This window comes from Mucilaginibacter flavus (assembly GCF_030409315.1).
Classification (GTDB): Bacteria; Bacteroidota; Bacteroidia; order Sphingobacteriales; family Sphingobacteriaceae; genus Mucilaginibacter; species Mucilaginibacter flavus.
On record NZ_JAUFPS010000017.1, the window covers coordinates 1 to 16,577 of the forward strand.

Consider the following 16,577-nt stretch of genomic DNA (forward strand, 5'->3'; position numbering starts at 1 on the left):
CAGTATGGTACCGGCAGCCAGGCTGCAAATGCCATATCTATTTATATGGGTTTGGTAGATGCTGCCGATAAGCCTAAAGTATTGGCCAACCTGATTGCCGATATCCGGAGCCACAATAACGGAATTACCGCCGGAGATATAGGATACAGATACCTGTTACGGGTATTGGATGAAGCAGGTCGGTCAGATGTGATCTTTGACATGAACAACAGATCTGATGTGCCGGGATATGGCTATCAGATAGCGCAGGGCGCTACTTCGCTTACCGACTCATGGCAAGGTAACCGGATATCGTCAAATAACCATTTTATGCTGGGGCATTTAATGGAATGGTTTTATAGCGGTTTAGGCGGTATTGCCTGTGATACAAACTCAACGGCGTTTAAGAATATCATCATCAGGCCCGAAACCGTAGGTGATGTAAACAGCGCAAAAGTGACATTTTTATCTCCTTACGGCACCATTGCCAACGAATGGACAAAAACAGGCAAAACGTTTGTGATGAAAACAGTTATACCCCCAAATACCCAATCTACAATTTATTTGCCGGCTAAAGCGGGCAGTGTAATTACCGAGTCGGGAAAAAATGTAAGATTAAACACCAACATCAAATTTATAAAATTAAAAGGTGGCAAAGCTGTGTTAAAAGCAGGATCGGGGAAGTATGTTTTTGCTGTAGATGATTAGCTGTCAGTTAATAAACAGCTTGTGTAGCAATAAAGCGATGTTAATATATTGTATAATAGAAAGTTGAAAAAAGTGCATTAAAAAACATACATCGTTTTTTAAATCAAATTAAAAAGTGCACCTACCGAGTCTTGATTGAAGAATTATTCGGGCTTTAATGGTATTAAAAAGCTCATTTCTATTTGTTTTTTATAACTGCCGGGAGCTATCCCTGTTATTGACTTGATAGAACAACTGTTTAATTCACTTGCAATATTAGAAATTAAATAGATTGACCAACATCCAAGCAGAAATAAAGTCGGATTTGTATAAAGAAAAAGCTGTTTAGATCAAACACCTGACTATCCCTTTCACCTACTTTTGAAATATCAATTGTATAATCAGAAACTGCAATTGTTTAACCAATTAATTACATACGGCACAAGCATTTAAAGGACACATAAAGATGTGGATTTATATGATAGCCCAATAAGATGATTTTCAATACTCTTATTTGCAAAGTATTTAATGTAAAGTTTTAACAGAAAATATAGGTTATCGAGTCGCGGTATCAAAAACGGTTGTTGCATATGCTGTAATTGCCTTATTCGGAATCAAGGCATAAAATGCAGCTAAACATAGTCCTGAAAAATAAATTTCTCTGGTTTGTTACAAATCAAATAGTTAAAAAAATGAAGCATAAATTATTAAGAGTTTTTTTTACGGCTGCCACAGTTTGTTTAATGAAAACGTATGCGGGTGCCCAGCAGATGCCCATTAACAACGGGCCATTTAAGCCAACGGATGAATCGCTGAAACAGTATAAATACCCGGAATGGTTTAGAGACGCCAAATTTGGCATATGGGCGCATTGGGGGCCGCAGGCTGTTCCGCGACAGGGCGATTGGTATGCCCGGAATATGTATGAAGAGGGGAGTAGGCAAAATATATATCATGTGGCAAACTATGGCACGCCTTCAAAATTTGGCTATAAAGATATTATCCCCCTATGGAAAGCTGAAAAATGGAATCCCGAAAAGCTAATGGCTTTGTATAAGCGAGCCGGCGCAAAATATTTTGTAAGTATGGGAAGTCATCATGATAATTTCTTTTTATGGAATTCAAAAATTCACCGGTGGAACTCGGTAAATATGGGGCCGCATAAAGATGTGGTAGGGTTGTGGCAAAAAGCGGCTAAAAACGAAGGTCTTAAATTTGGCGTATCCGAGCATTTGGCGGCCAGCTACACCTGGTATCAATCGGCGCACCGTGCCGATACCGCCGGCCCTTACAAAGGTGTTCCTTATGATGGTGCAGACCCTCAATACGCCGATCTGTATCATACTAAAGCCGCCCCTGGCGATAATGGCTGGTTAACTACTAACCCCGAATGGATGAAAGAATGGTATAATGATGTAAAGGAACTGGTAGATACTTATCATCCCGATTTACTTTATTCTGATAGCAAACTACCATTTGACGAGGTAGGGCGCAGCATGCTGGCTAATTTTTATAATGGCAACATAGCATTCCATAACGGCCAACCAACAGCGGTATACAATTGCAAAGAAGCATCAGAAGGCAAATGGGCGCAGGATGTAGAGCGTGGTGTACTTGATTCAATAAGTCCTTACCCATGGCAAACAGATACATCAATTGGCGATTGGTATTATCGTACCGGTCAAAAGTATAAAACCGGTACCGAGGTTATTCAGATGTTGTTGGACATTGTTAGTAAAAACGGCAACCTGCTGATTAATGTTGTACAGACTCCCGAAGGTGATTTGGAACCGGATGTGTTAAATATTGTTGAAGAAATTGCGGCCTGGATGCCTGTAAATGGCGAAGGAATATATGGTACCCGTCCCTGGAAAATTTATGGCGAAGGGCCTTCAACAATTAAAGCTAACCAGGCAAAAGGCACATTTGGCGGGTTGAGCGATACGCATGCTTACCAGGCTACAGATATACGTTTTACCACCAAAGGGAATGTTTTATATGCTTTTTGTATGGATAAGCCGCAAAGCGATATCCGTATTACTTCACTTGGTAAAAAATCAAAAATTAATAATAAAACGATAGCGGGAGTAAAATTACTGGGCAGTGATGCCAAATTGCAATGGAGGCAGGAGGATGATGCTTTGATCATTACCTGTCCAAAAGACGCATCGGCCTGGAGGGTAAGGGGCTTAAAAGTAGAGCTCAAATAGCCGGGTAAAATGAAGCAAAAAATTGATTTACCTAAAGTTATATTCGGCACCAGTGGTCTCGGAAATTTATATGAGGCTTTGAGTGATAGCACCAAGTATCATATTGTAAAACAAAGTGTTGAACATTCGGCTTCGCCGGTTGTGTTTGATTCTGCCGGGAAATATGGAGCTGGTTTGGCACTGCAATCTTTAGGGGAGCAATTAAAACTGTTGGGTGTGCACAAGGATAATGTTTTGATAAGTAACAAACTGGGTTGGCTGCGAACAAAACTTACCACCGCCGAGCCCACTTTTGAACCCGGCGTATGGAAAAACCTTAAACATGATGCTGTACAGTCCATCAGTTATGAAGGGATACTTAAATGCTACGAACAGGGTAACGATTTGCTGAAGGGGTACAACACGTCATTGGTATCTGTACATGATCCCGACGAGTATCTTGCCGCAGCAATAGATGAAGATGATAAGGCCAGGCGTTATGAAGATATCCTTGCAGCCTACCAGGCTTTAGCCGATTTGAAAAGCAGCGGCCATGTAAAAGCAATTGGCGTTGGTGCAAAAAATTGGAAGGTTATTCAAAGACTTGCGGCTGATGTAGAGCTGGATTGGATAATGATAGCCAACAGCATGACCTTACATAGCCACCCGGCCGGTTTGATTGAGTTTATGCAAAAGATGCAGGTTAAGGGGACAGCCATTATTAACTCGGCAGTATTTAATGCCGGATTTTTAACGGGTGGCGATTTTTATAATTACCGCCGCGTAACTCCGGAAACTCATGAAGGCAAAGCATTGTTTGCCTGGCGTAATCAATTTAATATGATCTGTAATCAGTTTAACATTAAGCCAGTAGCTGCCTGCGTTTTGTTTGGGTTGAGCGCTCCCGGTGTAATCAGCATAGCGCTGAATACTACCAATCCCGATAGGGTAAAACAAAACATAGCCTTAGCCGAAGCTGAAATCCCTGCAGATTTTTGGATTGAGTTGAGTGAAAAGGGATTAATTGATGCTGATTATTTGCCTTTACTACTAAACAAAATATAATTGATGATGAGTAAGTATTGTTTTGCGCTCGATTTGAAAAATGATCCACAACTTATTGCCGAATATGAGGATTGGCACCGCCGTGAAAATGCCTGGCCCGAAATAATAGAGAGTATTACCGGGGCAGGTATAACTAATATGGAAATATACCGTACCGGTAACCGGTTATTTATGATTATGGAAACCACGGAGTCATATTCGGCAAACTCAAAAGCGGCGGCCGACGCTGCCAATCCAAAAGTGCAGGAGTGGGAAACTTTGATGTGGAAATTTCAGCAACCCTTACCCTGGGCAAAGGCCGGCGACAAATGGCTGCTAATGGATAAAATATTTCAATTATAAATGATGAGCGTATTAACCTGTACAGGTCTTGGAGCCTTTGAGTATTGTTGATCCAAAGGATATTGAAACAATTTAAAGCCCAATTTCTGTTTCTTCCATCTCATTGTCCCAATTTGAATATCGTGGTATGCTACACGATACGCCTTTTACATCCTACAGCAATATCAGTTTATTCAGCATTTCGTACAATACGGCTAAATAAGGCATTGATTTACGGAATTCGGATTGAGGCGTCACACAGTACAGGGGTTGAATCCCAAAATCGATATCTTCCGCGTTGCGCGAGCCAGCTACAACGTTAACACTTTGCTGTGATATAACATTCCCAATGATAATTTAACTAAAATTTAATTACACAATTAAAAGCGTCACGGCCAATGCCTAAACAAATCATGGCAAAATCCTTCATAAACCTGTGCTTTATGTTGTATTGATTAACAAAAGTTGACTTTTATTGCTGAATAGTGTGATGATGTCCTTTTTTGAAGGTATAGTTTTGGGTCAATAATTTATGAGCCGTTTTTTAAAAATGGAGAAATATTTTAATGTTAACGTAAAGTATCATTAATAGGAGGTGAGAGTGTTAGGTTGCCGATGTCTCGTAGAAAAATAATTTCTATGTAAAACCTCAACAGGCCACCACTTCGATGTGTTTTCGGCAATTTTTTATTTATCAAAATAGATTTAAGTTAAAGTAGCTACTATGAATATTAAACGGAGTGCATCATTGCTGGCGACGGGTTTTATAATTTTTGCAGCATTTAGATCACAAGGACAGTCTGCAGCTTCAGGCAAGGTAGATATCATCACGTCAAATGATACCTTACGAAGCCTAAAGCCATTTTTTACGCCGGCAACGGCATTAAAAAAAATGCCAGACGCTGATGGATTTATTCAGCGTTGGTTGCTTTTAGAACCCATTAATAAATCAATACGGAGCAATCTTGTATTTACAGATAACTATCTGCAAACACAATTTGAAACCGAATATTTTCCCAACCAGTTTACTGTTATTCCAAAGGATGGAGAAAAAGTAAAAGTTGGAGAGCAGCAACTGTTATGGCATGCATTGGAAAGCCCCAATTTCAACGTCAAATTATTTCGGTTTGCTTATGGGTTAAAAAAACAGACATATGCCGTATTGTTTTGGGCAGTAACGGTAGTAAACAGTCCGCGTGAAATAAAAAACGTGCGATTGGCCGTAGGATCAAACGGTGGATCAACGTGGTGGCTAAACGGAAAAGAAGCGATAGTACTTGATGGCGATAGACGCATGGTAATGGATGATTGTGTCTCGGCCAGGGTGACACTTAATAAAGGAAAAAATATAATACGGGGAGCGGTAATTAACGGGCCCGGACTAAGTGATTTTTGTGTCCGCCTACTGGATGATCAGGGCAAACCAATAAAAGACCTTGGTATCAGTTTACAATAAAATAATCATCCTGCGTAGTATTGAATTTGTATAGTAATTAAGTTAATATGAATTTAACAGTTAAGGTAATAAGTAATATAGTGCTGTTTTTATGGCTGTTGGCCGGAAAAGCGACAGCGCAAATTGGTAAACCGTTTATACACGATCCCTCCACTATTGCCGAATGCGATGGAAAGTATTACACATTCGGGACGTTTGGAGGCGGATTAATATCCGAAGATGGTTGGACATGGAATGGTGGAGCAGAGCGGCCCGGCGGAGGGGCTGCCCCTGATGTGCTAAAGATTGGAAATCGCTACCTTATTGTTTATGGTGCTACTGGTGGCGGCCTGGCCGGCGGTCATAATGGGAAAATACTAACCATGTGGAATAAATCGCTCGATCCGAAATCGCCGGATTTTAAATATTCAGAGGCTGTGGTGGTTGCGTCATCCGATGGCATAGAGGATAACGATGCTATAGATCCAGGGCTTCTTATGGACCCCACTGATGGAAGGTTGTGGTTATCCTATGGTACCTATTTCGGGTATATCCGCCTGGTGGAGCTTGACCCCAAAACAGGTAGGCGTGTGGAGGGTAATAAAGCATTAAATATAGCCATCGATTGCGAGGCCACAGATCTGTTATACAAAGATGGATGGTATTATTTGCTTGGTACGCACGGAACATGCTGTGATGGCCCAAATTCAACCTATAATATTGTTGTTGGGCGCTCCCGGAAGGTAACCGGCCCGTATATAGATAACATGGGAAGAGGCATGTTGAAGGGAGGTGGCAAAATGGTAGTTGCAGCCGGCGACAGGCTGATTGGGCCAGGCCATTTTGGCCGTATAATAGTTGATAAGGGTGTTGAAAAAATGTCTTGCCACTACGAGGCAGATTTAGATCAAAGTGGCCGTAGTGTGTTAGGCATCCGCTCGTTATTATGGAAAGATGGATGGCCCGTTGCCGGAGATGTATTTAAAGATGGAATTTATGAAATTGAGTCTGAACGAAGGGGATACGCCCTGGAGTTGAGGGTTGATTTTACAAGAATGCCGGGCGGGATGCGATTTAGCCGCAATAACGATGAACCTGTAAAACCTGTTCCATCCCAGGAATTAGCAGATGTAATTAAAAGCTGGCCGACAGGAAACATTGGTGTAAGAATGAACGATTATATGTTTCGTCCGCATCAAAAATGGTCAATTTTGCAAGTGCCAGGCGCAGGCGGATATCTGGGTGGCCCGTATTATAAAATTGTAATTGCCGGTACAGACCGTGCTTTGGCGGCAACTGCTGACGGCGAGCTTATTACCGTTCCTGCGTTTACTGCCGCACCCGAGCAATTATGGCGAATCGATCAGCTTATTGACGGAACTTATAGGATTATGCCAAAGGTGGTTCCAAACTCGAAAGAGCCGTTAGCTTTGGTGTCATCTGGCGACAGCACACCAACGCTCGCCAGGTTTGATATGAATAGTGATAATTCCAAGTGGAATTTTAGAGTTCATTAATTTATTAAGCCCACTCCCCTAAAAAGTTTTGTTTATGACTGATAATGCTATTGAGTAAAGTTTTCAATATCCTCTTTGTTTTTATTGGTTGTGTTTTAAATAAATATAATCAGGAAAAAGTCAAAGCAACCTGAAAGAGCTTGTACCGCTGTTGTTTAAAAACCGGTCGGTCTTGTAGTGTTAATATATTTTAAGTGCGCTTAATTGCGGTTAAGCAATTAAGCGTGTTTTTTTAACATGTATTCCAGTCACAAAATATTCAGGTAAGCTATCATGTGATAAGAGTGCAGTTATTGCTTTGTAAACAGAAATAGCCATTTTTATAACAGAGAAAAATCTACTATGAATAAAACATTTATTAACCTTTTTTGGGCACCGGTATTTTTTTTAATGAGCTTAACCGCGTCTTTGGCACAAACGGCTCATAATCCCATTATGTATGCAGATGTGCCCGATATTTCAATAATCAGGGTAGGCAGTACCTATTACATGAGCAGCACTACTATGCATATGAGTCCGGGCGTGCCGATAATGAAATCCAAGGATTTGGTTAATTGGAAAATTGTTAGCTATGCGTACGATATGTTGGATGATACCGATGATTTGAATCTAAATAATGGGCAAAATAGTTATGGGCGAGGTTCTTGGGCAAGCAGCCTGCGCTATCATAAAGGCGCATACTATGTATCTACGTTTGCCGGCAATACAGGCAAAACATATATTTATACTACTCATAATATTGAAAAAGGCCCCTGGAGGGCTATCTCGTTTAAACCAAGCCTGCATGATCATTCCTTGTTTTTTGACGATGATGGTAAAGTTTATATGATTTACGGAAGTGGGCGCATTATGTTAGCGCAATTGAAGGATGATCTTTCCGGGATAAACCCCGATAAAAAGCCACAGGTGCTGATAGAGAATGCCAGCCTTGCAGCAGGGCCAAATTTGGGTTTGCCGGCAGAGGGGTCTCAGATGTTTAAAATTAAGGGTAAATATTACTTGTTCAATATTTCATGGCCACGTGGTGGAATGCGAAGCGTTCTTATTCATCGGGCAGATCACATTACAGGTCCGTACGAAGGCCGTTTGGCATTGCAAGACAAAGGTGTAGCCCAGGGAGGCTTGATAAATACGCCAGGCGGCGAATGGTTTGCATATCTTTTCCGCGATTTTGGTTCGGTAGGCCGTGTACCTTACATGATTCCGGTAAAGTGGGAAGATGGCTGGCCCTTATTGGGTATAAATCATCGGGCCCCCGATACCGTTGCACTACCTGCAAATAAATCATTAATGCCAGGCATAATTTCGTCGGATGAATTTAACCGCAGGCATGGTGAGCGCGATTTGCCGCTGGTTTGGCAATGGAACCATAACCCGGTTAACCAATTATGGTCTGTAAGGCAGCGTAAAGGATATCTTAGGCTAACTACCGGCAGGCTTGATACTACTTTAATTACGGCAAGAAATACGCTTACACAACGCACGTTCGGCCCGGAGTGTTCGGCTATAACGGCGCTTGATGTTTCTGGCCTTAAAGACGGCGATCATGCCGGCCTGGCATTGTTGCAGCAAAAATTGGGGTGGGTAGGCGTGAAGGTCGAAAACGGGAATAAGTTTATCGTTATGGTAAATGCAAAGGGCGGTTCGTCAACAGAGTCGGCAAGTATTCCCTTATTCCAAAACCGGGTGTATTTAAAGGCAGCGTGTGATTTCAAGGACAGGGCCGACAAAGCGTATTTTTATTATAGCCTCGACGGCTGTAATTGGATAGCAATTGGTGGCGTGCTTCAAATGGCTTATACTATTCCACATTTTATGGGCTACAGGTTTGGTTTGTTTAATTATGCCACAAAAATTACCGGAGGTTATGCCGACTTCGATTATTTTCGATTAGCCGATAAGATTGTCACCCCACATTAATTTGTTTGTTTAAAACAGGCATGGTTTTCATACTAAACAAAACATCTTATTTTATCTGATTTTAAACAACAGTGTTGCAATTGCATTAATCAGTGCTACTGTGAAATTGATAATCAATTTACCTTGCAGCACAGTATCCTTAGTGTAACAAGCTTATAATTGGGATGGTAGTATTTTTTAAATGATTTTAAAATAAAAACTATGAGAAACTTAATACCCCTTTTTTGCCTTTTATTACTTTTCTGCCATCAAGCCAGGTCACAAGACAACAAAAGTTCGGAGCCTGATATTTCCGGTGGTATGCCTGCTGCCACAAATATCAGGGGCGCGCAGTTTCCACTTATTTTGTCTAATCATCATGTGGTGTTCAAATTAAAAGCACCTGATGCCCAAAAGGTGCAAATAGAATTAGGGAAAAAATATGATTTGATAAAGAGCGACGACGGTTTTTGGAGTACCACCACTGATTCAATAGGTGAGGGTTTTCATTATTACTCGCTTTTGATTGATGGCGTGGCAACAGCAGATCCTGCAAGCGAAAGTTTCTATGGCATGGGGCGTATGGCCAGTGGCATAGAAATCCCTTTTGCGAAAGGTGATTATTACGCGGAAAAAGACGTACCCCACGGCGACATACGGATAAAAAAATATTATTCGCTGGTCACTAATTCCTGGCGGCAGGTTTACATTTATACCCCGCCCGGTTATGACGCCAACACGGACGACAAATACCCTGTTCTTTATATTTTGCATGGCGGCGGCGAAGATCAACGCGGTTGGGCTATCCAGGGAAAAACGGATATGATTATGGATAATCTTATCGCAGAAAACAAGGCAAGGCCAATGCTGGTTGTAATGCCCGATGCCAATTTGGGTGCGGGTGCGTTTGGCGAAGACGGGCTTAGGGCATTTGAGACAGAAATACAACAATGTATCATTCCTTTCATCGAAAAAAACTACAGGGTTAAAAATAAAAATGAGTACCGTGCGCTGGCAGGTTTGTCTATGGGCGGGATTAATACGTTTTACACCGGCATATATAATACCCATTCTTTCGCGTACCTGGGGGTATTTAGTTCTGGCTGGATTTTACCCATCCAAAACAATATAGCGAACCGGCAGTATGAATACATGCGGCAAAACAGTGCAAAGATTAACAGTAATCTGAAATTGTTTTGGTTATCGGAGGGCGGGAAAGAGGATATAGCCTACAAAAACGGCCAGATTATGCTGGCCAAACTGGATGAACTAAAAATACGCCATACCTATTATGAGTACCCCGGAGGCCACACCTGGCCCGTTTGGAGGAATAACCTTTACACTTTTGCCCCGCTTTTATTCAAATAATACAACGCCAAAAGTTGATGAGAAGTAAATGAATCTATTTAAAGAACAAGATAATAAACTACAAATAATGACGGATTTTAAGAAATGCTTATCGCTAATTGTATCTATTTTATGGTTCAATAGTTTAATGGCACAAAACCCGCTTATTCAAAACCAATTTACCGCCGATCCTTCGGTACGTGTTTTTAATGGAAAGGTATACCTTTATCCGTCACACGACATTCCGGCAACACCGGGGCATGGCCGGGCCGGATGGTTTTGTATGCAAGATTACCACGTGTTCTCATCGCTTAACCTAACCGATTGGATCGATCACGGTGTAATCGTTAGCCAAAATACGGTACCCTGGGCCGACTCTGCCGCTTATAGTATGTGGGCACCTGATTGTATTGAACGGGCCGGAAAATACTATTTTTATTTCCCTGCTCCTGCAAAATCCGGTGGCCCAAAAGGGTTTTCAGTAGGTGTGGCAATAGCCAATAAACCTTATGGGCCCTTTGTTCCACAACCCTTGCCTATAGCCGGGATTCATGGCATTGATCCGAATGTACAAATTGATAAGGACGGACAGGCGTATATTTATTGGGCGCAGGGAAACCTTTACGGTGCCAAACTGAAAACGAATATGCTTGAACTGGCATCAGAGCCGGTAAAACTTGAAGGTTTTCCGGATAAGGGCTTGAAAGAAGGACCTTATTTATTTGAAAGAAAAGGTATTTACTATATGACCTATCCCCATGTAGCCGATAAAATAGAGCGACTTGAATACGCCACGTCAGATAATCCTCTCGGGCCCTTTAAATATGCCGGGGTGCTTATGGACGAATCAACTTCGGGCTGCTGGACAAACCACCAGTCGGTCATCGAATTTAAAAATCAATGGTACTTATTTTATCATAACGACGATTTGTCTCCAAACTTTGATAAAAACCGCTCGGTAAGGGCCGATAGCTTGTTTTTTAACGAAGATGGCACTATTCGCAAGATTACTCCAACATTGCGTGGCGTTGGTATAACTGCCTCATCAGAAAAAATACAGATAGACAGGTTTAGTGCTAAAAGCGCGGATGGCGTAGAGATAGCATTTCTTGACACGCTAAACAAATTCGAGGGTTGGGAAACTATTTTTAATAAAACCGATGCGTGGGTGAAATATAGCAGTGTTTTTTTTGGTAAAAAAACAGCGGGGCACATTAGCGCAAAAATTCGTTCGGTAACCGGAGGGGTTCTATTGGTAAGTATCGATGGCAAACCTGGTAAGGTTATAGCAAAACTTATTATACCAAAAGGGAATAACTGGAGCATTGTAAAAAATGCACTTGTATCGATGCCTGGCGGCGTCAGGAATCTTACTGTACAACTAACAGGCGAGGGGCGGGTAGAAGCGGACTGGGTAAGCTTTAAATAAAACTTATATATCGCATTGCCGGATAAAGCTACCTGGATTTAAAACCATTGGTGTAAACCTGTATACAAGTTGTAAACCAGGTTTGAGCAAATATATAAACAAGCGGCTCTCGTTTTTTAAGGGGGATACAATATACAAGTCTTGTTTTTATACCAGCACACTGTTATTCTCTACTTTTCTGTAATCGGATGGAAGCATATTAAATTTTTCCCTAAACGACCGGGAAAAATAATGAGGCGTAGCAAACCCCGCTTCATAGGCTATTTGCGTAACGGTAAGATCACTTTTTAACAGCAATATAGCCGCCCGGTCAAGTTTATATGAGCGGATAAATTCAACAGGAGGAAGACCCGTAAGCTCAAATATTTTTGTGTAAAGCGCCCCCCGGCTCATCGACAAATGTTCGCTAAGATCAACAACAGAAAATTTGGGATTATTTAAGTTGTTATCTATGTAATTAACCACCTTATTTAAAAATATTTCTCCGCTCGATGTAACATCTATATCAGGGTGTATAACTTTTAATTGTTTTTTGTAGGTGTTTTTAAGCATTGCATTGAGTTGTAATAAGTTTTTAATTTTGATATTTAAAATTTCAAAATTAAATGGCTTGGTCAAATAATCGTTTGCTCCCGATTCAAGCCCCCTAAGCTGCTCATCTTCGCGCGTGCAGGCGGTGAGCATTATAAACGGAATGTGGCTGGTACGCTTATCAGCTTTTATTTTCCTGCTCAGCGTAATACCATTCATAAATGGCATGGTTATATCGCTAATGATTAAATCAGGATGGCATGAAAGAGCCTTATCCCAACCCTCTATACCATTTGAAGCCTCAACAATTTTATATTGGGTTATTAAATTGTCCTTAATATAATAGCGAAACTCATCATTATCTTCTACAATAAGCAATACCGGCATATCTGTAATTGCGTGCACATTATTTTTCTTTATGCGTAAATCTTTATCTTCAACATCTGTTTTAATCGGCGGCTTAACTTCAATTGACGAAGTGGCAAAAACTTCCAGGGGAATTAATACACAGAAGTCGGCTCCTTTTCCTAATTCACTTTCAACAGTGATACTGCCGCCATGCATTTCAACAAACTCTTTTGTTATTGAAAGGCCAATTCCGCTTCCTGGGTTTATGTTTCCTGTATTCATATCTTCTGCCTGGTAAAACCGTTTGAAAATTAAATCTTTTCTATCCGGTTCAATACCAATGCCGGTGTCGCTTATTTTAATTTCTAATACGGTTTTATCTGTTTCAGATGTGGGACGCAGAGTTATGTAAACTGAAACCTTTCCACCGGGCAAGGTAAATTTAAAGGCGTTGGAGAGCAGGTTAAATAAAATACGCTCCACTTTATCGTGATCATAGCGTACAAACATTTTTTCCTTTGGAGCGTTAAAATTGAAGGTGATGCCTCTGGATTCGGACAGGTCATGAAAAGAATCCGCAACATCACTTATAAATGAAATTATCTCCCCCTCGGCAAGGCAAAGCTTCAGTTCTTGTTCTTCTAATTTGCGAAAATCTAAAAGTTGATTTACCAGATTCAACAACCTCCGCGCATTCCGTCGTATAACTGCCAACTGGCCTGTAGTTTGTTCATCCTTAGTTTCTGATAATAGTTTATCCGCAGGTGCCATGATCAACGAAATTGGCGTGCGGAACTCGTGACTTAGGTTGGTAAGAAACTTAATCTTAAGCATATCAAGTTCGTGCAGGCGTTCGGCTTCTTTTCTTTCCTGCTCCAATGCCAATTTCCCTTTCAGTTTTTTTATACCTCTGTGGCGGATAAGCAGAAGCGCGCCCGAAGCAATCAACACATATAGCAGGTAAGCATACCAGGTCATCCATATGGGTGGATGGATAACGATGCGAATTTGCGTGCCGGCATTGTTCCATATCCCATCGTTGTTGCAAGCCTTAACCATAAACACATACTCGCCAGGATCTAAATTGGTATAGTACGCCGTAGTAGCCGAACCTACGTAATTCCAGCTTTTGTTGAACGATTTAAGAATGTAGGCATACCTGTTTTGCTGGGGAAGTGTGAAATTAATTGCTGAATAACTGATTGAAAAGTTTTCCTTATAATCAAGGTCAATTTGCTTTGCTACCGAAATATCCTGTTTAAGCGGCGAGTGATTCCCTGATAATACAGTGTTGTTATTTACCTTAAGTGTAGTTAAAAATACAGGGGGGGCGTTATCGTTATGTTTTACTTCCTGCTGCGGATCAATATAGTTAAAGCCCTTAGCCCCGCCAAAAAACAGCACTCCTTTCTTTGTGCGGATACCCGATCCATCTATAAACGCATCGTTTTGCAGGCCGTTGCAGGCATTATAGTGAGTGAACTTTTTAGATGTTTTGTTAAGTGTACATATGCCTTTATCCGTACTCAGCCAAATATTACCGCTGTAATCCTCAAGAATTTTGTGAACTACACCATCTGTCAGTTCATCTGGCGCAGCGTAATTAATGATTTTTTTTTGCCCGGAATTAAAGCAATATAAGCCATCCCCGGCGGTGCCAATCCACATGTTGCCGCTATGATCATCCTGTAAAAGTGAAAAAGTACGATCTATCGCCATCCCTGTACTCTTATTATTATATACTTTAAACTTTTGAGTAGCGGGGTTTAATACAGCTATTCCACTGCCATAAGTACCAATCCAAATATTTCCTTCATGGTCCTCTTCAATAGCCCTGATAAAACCATTAACAGGCAACAGGCTCTCCCCGGCAGAAGCAGCAGTTGATACGTATTTAAAGAAGGTTTTTTTACCGGGGTCATAAACGTTGACGCCGCCGCCGTTGGTCCCTATCCATATTTTTCCTTTGCTGCTTTCTTTGAGGCAAAATATTTCGTTGTGGTTTATCTGCTCATCACCTTTCCCGGCATTTAATTGTTTGTATCCACCGGTTTTTGTATCATAAATAAACAGGCCGTCCTGAAAAGTGCCTATCCAAAGCTGTTGGTTACCATCAAGCATCATACTTAATATTGGCAAACCCGCTGAATTATTTTTTGCTTTGGATTTTATGGCGATATGGCTGAACAAACCGCTTTTGCTGTGAAGTAGGTTTAAGCCTCCGCCATCCGTACCTACAAACAAATCGCCGTCCCTGGTTTCCGCGAATGATGAAACGAAAGGGGCGCTTAAACCTGCGGGATCAAAGGCATTATTTTGCTTTGAGTTAAATAAGGTAAGATTTTTGTCGTATTTGTCCACACCACCCTGGTAAGTGCCAAGCCAATAAATACCATCGGGATCGTTATAGATACAACGGATAGATTTGCTGCTGATGCTGAATTTATCCCGGTCGTCATGATTGTAGCGCTTTACCTTTCCCGATACCGGATCTAAAATATTTAAACCGCCTTCGGTGCCTACCCAAATTTTATCACCATTGGCGGCTATGCTGTAAATGAGGTTGCCGCTAATTGTGCTATCATCATTGGGATTGTATTTGAAATTTTTAAATGTTTTTAAATCCGGCGATAAGCAACTTAGTCCATTATTAGTTCCTATCCACAGCCTGTGCTGGCATTCGGCTATGGTATTTATTCCCTCATTGGGAATGCTTGACAGATTGTTGTTTTCATGCCGAAAGGCTATAAAGTTGTTTGATTTTTCATCATAAAGATAGAGGCCCTTATCCGTGCCAATCCACATCCTGTTCTGGCTATCCCGAAAGATAGACAATATGATTCCTGAGTGAAGCTGCCCTTGTTTATTATTGTCGGTTTGATAATATATTTCCTGTTTTGTTTTAGGATCAAGTACGCATAAGCCTCCTATCATACCAATCCAGATACGTCCATGAGCATCACCGTAAATAGACTTTATATAGCTGTTTGCAAGATTTCGATAGGAGGGACTCTCCGGGTAGGTTTTAAAACGATCAAGGGAGCGATCAAGGTAATACAGTCCGCCCCCTAAAGTAGCTACCCACAACTGCCCTGCCTGATCTTCATATATGCTTGTTACCTCTTTGGAGCGGTAACCTGATTTGTCTGCTGGATCAAAGCGATAAGGCTTATGTTCCATCCCATCAAATCTGTCAAGCCCGTCGGCTGTAGCAAACCACAAAAATCCGTAGTGATCTTTGAGTATCGCATTTATAGTATTTGAGAGCAAACCATCGTGCGATGTCATTACGGTAAATCGTATAGCTTGCCCGCGGCATTGGATATTGATACCAAGCGATACCATTAGTACAATTAAAAACAAACGGTTAACTGCGGTTCGCTTATATAATAGGTGTGGTATGGCGGATGTCATTGCTTTTTTTTAAATATACAGTCATCCCGCTTTATGGCAGATGAGGGTATTAATGAATATATTGCAGAAAACGTGTGGTTTATAATGGTACTATTTCGAGCATCTGCTAAAATCGTACAACGTAAATCTAAACTATAAATTTATAAAAAGCAATCGATTGCGTAAATAAAAAAAATTCTTCATCAAATTCTTATTTACGTTATGTAACGTAAATGTTTTATGATTTCAGACACTTGTGTAAAGGGCGGTTAACTTTATAACTTGAGGGCTATAACCGCATTATCATAATTGAAATATGCCGGTAGCATAAACAATTAATCTACAGTGTTAAAATGGTAGTATAATTTAATAAGAGTTCCTTACCTAATTACTACATCTTACGGCTAAAAACCACCTAATTTCAACCAAAGTGTTGA

General features: G+C 41.0%; 10 protein-coding genes. 9 read left to right on the forward strand and 1 reads right to left on the reverse strand.

The window, feature by feature from the left end:
• From QWZ17_RS05620 to QWZ17_RS05660, 9 genes are all read left to right on the forward strand, one after another.
• Window positions 1-687, forward strand: a 687-nt coding sequence (locus QWZ17_RS05620) for an alpha-L-rhamnosidase-related protein (RefSeq protein ID WP_290304049.1), incomplete at its 5' end; no start/stop codon positions are given.
• A gap of 722 nt (window positions 688-1,409) precedes the next feature.
• Window positions 1,410-2,876 carry an alpha-L-fucosidase gene (locus tag QWZ17_RS05625; RefSeq protein WP_290304050.1) on the forward strand — a complete coding sequence of 489 codons (1,467 nt, stop codon included), beginning with the start codon at window positions 1,410-1,412 and terminating at the stop codon, window positions 2,874-2,876.
• A gap of 9 nt (window positions 2,877-2,885) precedes the next feature.
• The gene (locus QWZ17_RS05630) at window positions 2,886-3,920 is read left to right on the forward strand and encodes an aldo/keto reductase (protein ID WP_290304051.1); all 1,035 of its coding nucleotides are present in this window, start codon (window positions 2,886-2,888) and stop codon (window positions 3,918-3,920) included.
• A gap of 6 nt (window positions 3,921-3,926) precedes the next feature.
• Window positions 3,927-4,262, forward strand: a complete 336-nt coding sequence (locus tag QWZ17_RS05635; protein ID WP_290304052.1) for an L-rhamnose mutarotase — start codon at window positions 3,927-3,929, stop codon at window positions 4,260-4,262.
• Between the two features lie 703 nt (window positions 4,263-4,965).
• A complete protein-coding gene (locus QWZ17_RS05640) occupies window positions 4,966-5,697 on the forward strand; it encodes a hypothetical protein (protein WP_290304053.1) in 732 nt (243 codons plus the stop codon).
• Between the two features lie 47 nt (window positions 5,698-5,744).
• The gene (locus QWZ17_RS05645) at window positions 5,745-7,193 is read left to right on the forward strand and encodes a family 43 glycosylhydrolase (RefSeq protein WP_290304054.1); all 1,449 of its coding nucleotides are present in this window, start codon (window positions 5,745-5,747) and stop codon (window positions 7,191-7,193) included.
• A gap of 342 nt (window positions 7,194-7,535) precedes the next feature.
• Window positions 7,536-9,113, forward strand: a complete 1,578-nt coding sequence (locus QWZ17_RS05650; protein WP_290304056.1) for a glycoside hydrolase family 43 protein — start codon at window positions 7,536-7,538, stop codon at window positions 9,111-9,113.
• Window positions 9,114-9,413: 300 nt separating this feature from the next.
• Window positions 9,414-10,460, forward strand: coding sequence for an alpha/beta hydrolase-fold protein (locus tag QWZ17_RS05655; protein ID WP_290304057.1), 1,047 nt, complete (start codon window positions 9,414-9,416; stop codon window positions 10,458-10,460).
• Window positions 10,461-10,527: 67 nt separating this feature from the next.
• Window positions 10,528-11,868, forward strand: coding sequence for a family 43 glycosylhydrolase (locus QWZ17_RS05660; RefSeq protein WP_290304058.1), 1,341 nt, complete (start codon window positions 10,528-10,530; stop codon window positions 11,866-11,868).
• 147 nt (window positions 11,869-12,015) lie between these two features.
• Here QWZ17_RS05660 and QWZ17_RS05665 read toward each other — a convergent pair whose 3' ends face one another.
• Complete coding sequence (locus QWZ17_RS05665; protein ID WP_290304059.1) at window positions 12,016-16,161, reverse strand: hybrid sensor histidine kinase/response regulator transcription factor; 4,146 nt, start codon at window positions 16,159-16,161, stop codon at window positions 12,016-12,018.
• Window positions 16,162-16,577 lie beyond the last annotated feature (416 nt).

Excerpts from the sequence above, each read along its gene's own strand:
- QWZ17_RS05645 (WP_290304054.1), top strand. The coding sequence starts at position 5,745 with ATGAATTTAACAGTTAAGGTAATAAGTAATATAGTGCTGTTTTTATGG.
- QWZ17_RS05650 (WP_290304056.1), top strand. The coding sequence starts at position 7,536 with ATGAATAAAACATTTATTAACCTTTTTTGGGCACCGGTATTTTTTTTA.
- QWZ17_RS05660 (WP_290304058.1), top strand. The coding sequence starts at position 10,528 with ATGACGGATTTTAAGAAATGCTTATCGCTAATTGTATCTATTTTATGG.
- QWZ17_RS05655 (WP_290304057.1), top strand. The coding sequence starts at position 9,414 with ATGCCTGCTGCCACAAATATCAGGGGCGCGCAGTTTCCACTTATTTTG.
- QWZ17_RS05640 (WP_290304053.1), top strand. The coding sequence starts at position 4,966 with ATGAATATTAAACGGAGTGCATCATTGCTGGCGACGGGTTTTATAATT.
- QWZ17_RS05635 (WP_290304052.1), top strand. The coding sequence starts at position 3,927 with ATGAGTAAGTATTGTTTTGCGCTCGATTTGAAAAATGATCCACAACTT.
- QWZ17_RS05665 (WP_290304059.1), bottom strand. The coding sequence starts at position 16,161 with ATGACATCCGCCATACCACACCTATTATATAAGCGAACCGCAGTTAAC.
- QWZ17_RS05625 (WP_290304050.1), top strand. The coding sequence starts at position 1,410 with ATGAAAACGTATGCGGGTGCCCAGCAGATGCCCATTAACAACGGGCCA.
- QWZ17_RS05630 (WP_290304051.1), top strand. The coding sequence starts at position 2,886 with ATGAAGCAAAAAATTGATTTACCTAAAGTTATATTCGGCACCAGTGGT.